The 2,779-nt window shown below is 71.8% G+C and carries 4 protein-coding genes; 2 read left to right on the top strand and 2 right to left on the bottom strand.

Annotated features, from left to right (window positions below; translation table 11 throughout):
- Positions 1 to 617: peptidylprolyl isomerase (locus K0M70_RS05265; protein ID WP_290780235.1), on the top strand; the 617-nt coding region annotated here is incomplete at its 5' end.
- A complete protein-coding gene (gene lpxH, locus K0M70_RS05260; RefSeq protein WP_290780232.1) occupies positions 614 to 1,330 on the top strand; it encodes a UDP-2,3-diacylglucosamine diphosphatase in 717 nt (238 codons plus the stop codon). The genes K0M70_RS05265 and lpxH, both read left to right, overlap by 4 nt.
- Before the next feature lie 12 nt (positions 1,331 to 1,342).
- Here lpxH and K0M70_RS05255 read toward each other — a convergent pair whose 3' ends face one another.
- Entirely contained in the window at positions 1,343 to 2,035 is a 693-nt protein-coding gene (locus tag K0M70_RS05255; RefSeq protein ID WP_290780229.1) for a hypothetical protein, read from the bottom strand.
- A partial coding sequence (locus K0M70_RS05250) for a ferritin-like domain-containing protein (protein WP_290780226.1) occupies positions 2,032 to 2,779 on the bottom strand: 748 nt, incomplete at its 5' end. The genes K0M70_RS05255 and K0M70_RS05250, both read right to left, overlap by 4 nt.

The raw sequence follows: 2,779 nt of genomic DNA, 5'->3' as shown, positions 1-2,779 counted from the left end.
GCGCCGGGGCGCCAGTGGCGGCGCAAGACCTGGCGCCGGCTGCCGCGCCGCCGCCGGCACCGCGGGTGATGCTGGTGACGTCGCTGGGCGAAGTGGTGATCGAGCTGGACGCCGCCGCCGCGCCCAATATGGTCGAGAATTTCCTGGCCTACGCGCGCGATGGCCACTACAACGGCACCACGTTCCACCGCGCGATACCGGGCCTGCTGGTGCAGGGTGGCGCCTTCACGTCCGACCTGCAGCAGAAGCCCAGCCGCGCGCCGGTGGCCAGCGAAGCCGGCAACGGCCTGACCAACCGCCGCGGCACGCTGGCCGCGGCCCGCGACCGCGGCGTGGTGGACTCCGCCACGGCGCAGTTGTTCATCAACCTGGCCGACAACCCCAAGTTCGACCAGACCGATCCGGGCAGCGCCTACACCGCTGGCTACACGGTGTTCGGCCGCGTGCTGCAGGGCCTGGACGTGGTGGATCGCATCGCCGCGGTGCCGACGCGCGCGCAGGGGCCGTTTCCGGCCTGGGTGCCGGTGGTGCCGGTGGTGATCGAACGCGTCGAAGTGCTGGAGCCGCTGCCCGCGCCCGCCGACGGCCTCCAGACCCGCGAGCCGGCGACCCCATGACGATCCTGTTCGTTTCCGACCTGCACCTCGACAGTTCCCGCCCCGCGATCACCCGGCTGTTCCTTGAATTCCTCGCCGGCCCGGCAAGGCAGGCCGAGGCGCTGTACATCCTGGGCGACCTGTTCGAAGCGTGGTTGGGAGATGACGAGCCGGGCGAGCCCGGCGCTTCGGTATGCGCCGCGCTCAAGGCCCTGGCCGACAGCGGCGTCCCGGTGTTCCTGATGCGCGGCAACCGCGACTTCCTGTTCGGGCCCGGCATCGCCGCGCGCTGCGGCGCCACGCTGCTGCCCGACCCCTGCGTGGTGGACCTGCACGGGCAGCCGACGCTGCTGATGCACGGCGACCTGCTGTGCAGCGACGACACCGCCTACCAGGACTTCCGGCGCCAGGTGCGCGACCCGGCCTGGCAGGCGCAGTTCCTGGCCCAGCCACTGGAGGCGCGACAGGCCTTCGCCGCCCGGGCGCGCGCCGCCAGCCGCGAACACCAGCAGGGCGTCGCGGAAACCATTACGGACGTGAACCCGGCAACCGTCGCCGGCACGTTGGCGCACCATGGTGTTGATCGGCTGATTCATGGCCACACACATCGGCCCGGCATCCACTCACTGTGGACTGGCGATCGACCGGCAACCCGCGTGGTGTTGGGAGATTGGTACGAACAGGGTTCGGTGCTGAGCCTGGACGCCGACGGACTGGCGCTGACGCAGCTTTAGCAGACGCCCGGGCTAGTCCTGCAGGTGGCGCCGCGGGACGAAACCGCCGACTTCGAACTCGAACACCGGCACCAGGTGGCCCGAGCGCGGCAGCTCGATGCGCACACGCTCAGCTTCCGTCATCGCCGCCAGGAAGCGGTCGCGGTCCTCGATGAACAGCGCCGGACCAGTGCCGGTGTCGGCGGGGTCGCCGGTGTAGCGCTGCGGCTCGCCGTCGTCGAAGCGGATCTGCATCACGCAGGGTGGCCCGCACTGCAGCGACTGCTGGGCCAGCACTAGGTAGGCGCTTTCGCCCCACTCCGGATGCCGGCGCAGGATCAGGCGGGCATCGGGCTGCGCCTTCACCTCGGACTCGGGGTCCACCTCGACCCGGCTGTAGAGCGCCGCCGTGTTCTGGATGCCGCCGGCGGCCGGAATCTTCTGGTATTCCCACAGGCCGATCAGGCGCCGGTTGTCGCGCATCTTCTCGGCCTGCGCGCGGACATCGTCGATGCTCCGGCGCATCGTCGCCGCGGCCTGCGTTTCCCCGTGGCGCTGGCGCAGTTCGTCGCCACGCGCCTCGGCAATCTCGAAGTCGCCGTCGGCGCGCGCGGCTTCGTACACGGCCAGCAGCTCGGCGCCGCTGGCCTCGTCGAACGCCGGGTCCACCTCGGCGGGCTGGCAGGCCGCCAGGGCCACCAGCAGGGCAAGCGTCCATCGTTTCATCGGGCGGGCTCCATCGCTTCGAGTTCGGCCATCTCGAAATCATCGAAGCCGGCCTGGGCGCGCGCCGGCCGGTTGAACGGGCCGCGCAGCACGCCGCGGCTCACTTCGCGCACCAGGCGGATGAACTCGCGCCCGGGCGCCAGGCCCTCGCGCTCGCAGCACCAGTGGAACCAGCGCGTGCCGAAGCCCACGTGCGCCACTTCCTCGCGCAGGATCACTTCCAGGATGTCGGCTGACGCGTCGTCGCCGCTGTGGCGCAGGCGCAAGATCATGCCCGGCGTCACGTCCAGGCCGCGCGCTTCCAGCACGCGGGGCACCAGCGCCATGCGCCGCAGGCAGCTGCCGGCGGTGGCTTCGGCCATTTCCCACAGGCCGTTGTGCGCGGGGAAATCGCCGTAGGCGAAGCCGATCTGCTGCAGCCGCGCACTGAGCAGGGCGTGGTGCCGCGCCTCGTCGTCGGCCACCTGCACCCAATCGGCATAGAACTGCCTGGGCATGCCGCGGAAACGATACGCCGCGTCCCAGGCCAGGTTCACCGCGTTGAACTCGATGTGGGCCACCGCATGCAGGAAGGCGGCGCGTCCCTCCACGCGCCCCAGCCCGCGCTGCGACAGGTCGCGCGGAGACACCAGCTCCGGGCGCGCCGGCCGCCCGGGCGCACCGATCGGCAGGGGCGCGGGGGCGCTGTCGTCAACGGTGAGTTCGCCGCGCGCGCATGCGGCGGCGGCGGCGGGCGTGGGCGCC

This window comes from Arenimonas sp., from assembly GCF_019459675.1.
Lineage (GTDB): Bacteria > Pseudomonadota > Gammaproteobacteria > Xanthomonadales > Xanthomonadaceae > Arenimonas.
This window is presented reverse-complemented; position numbering and strand designations above follow the sequence as displayed.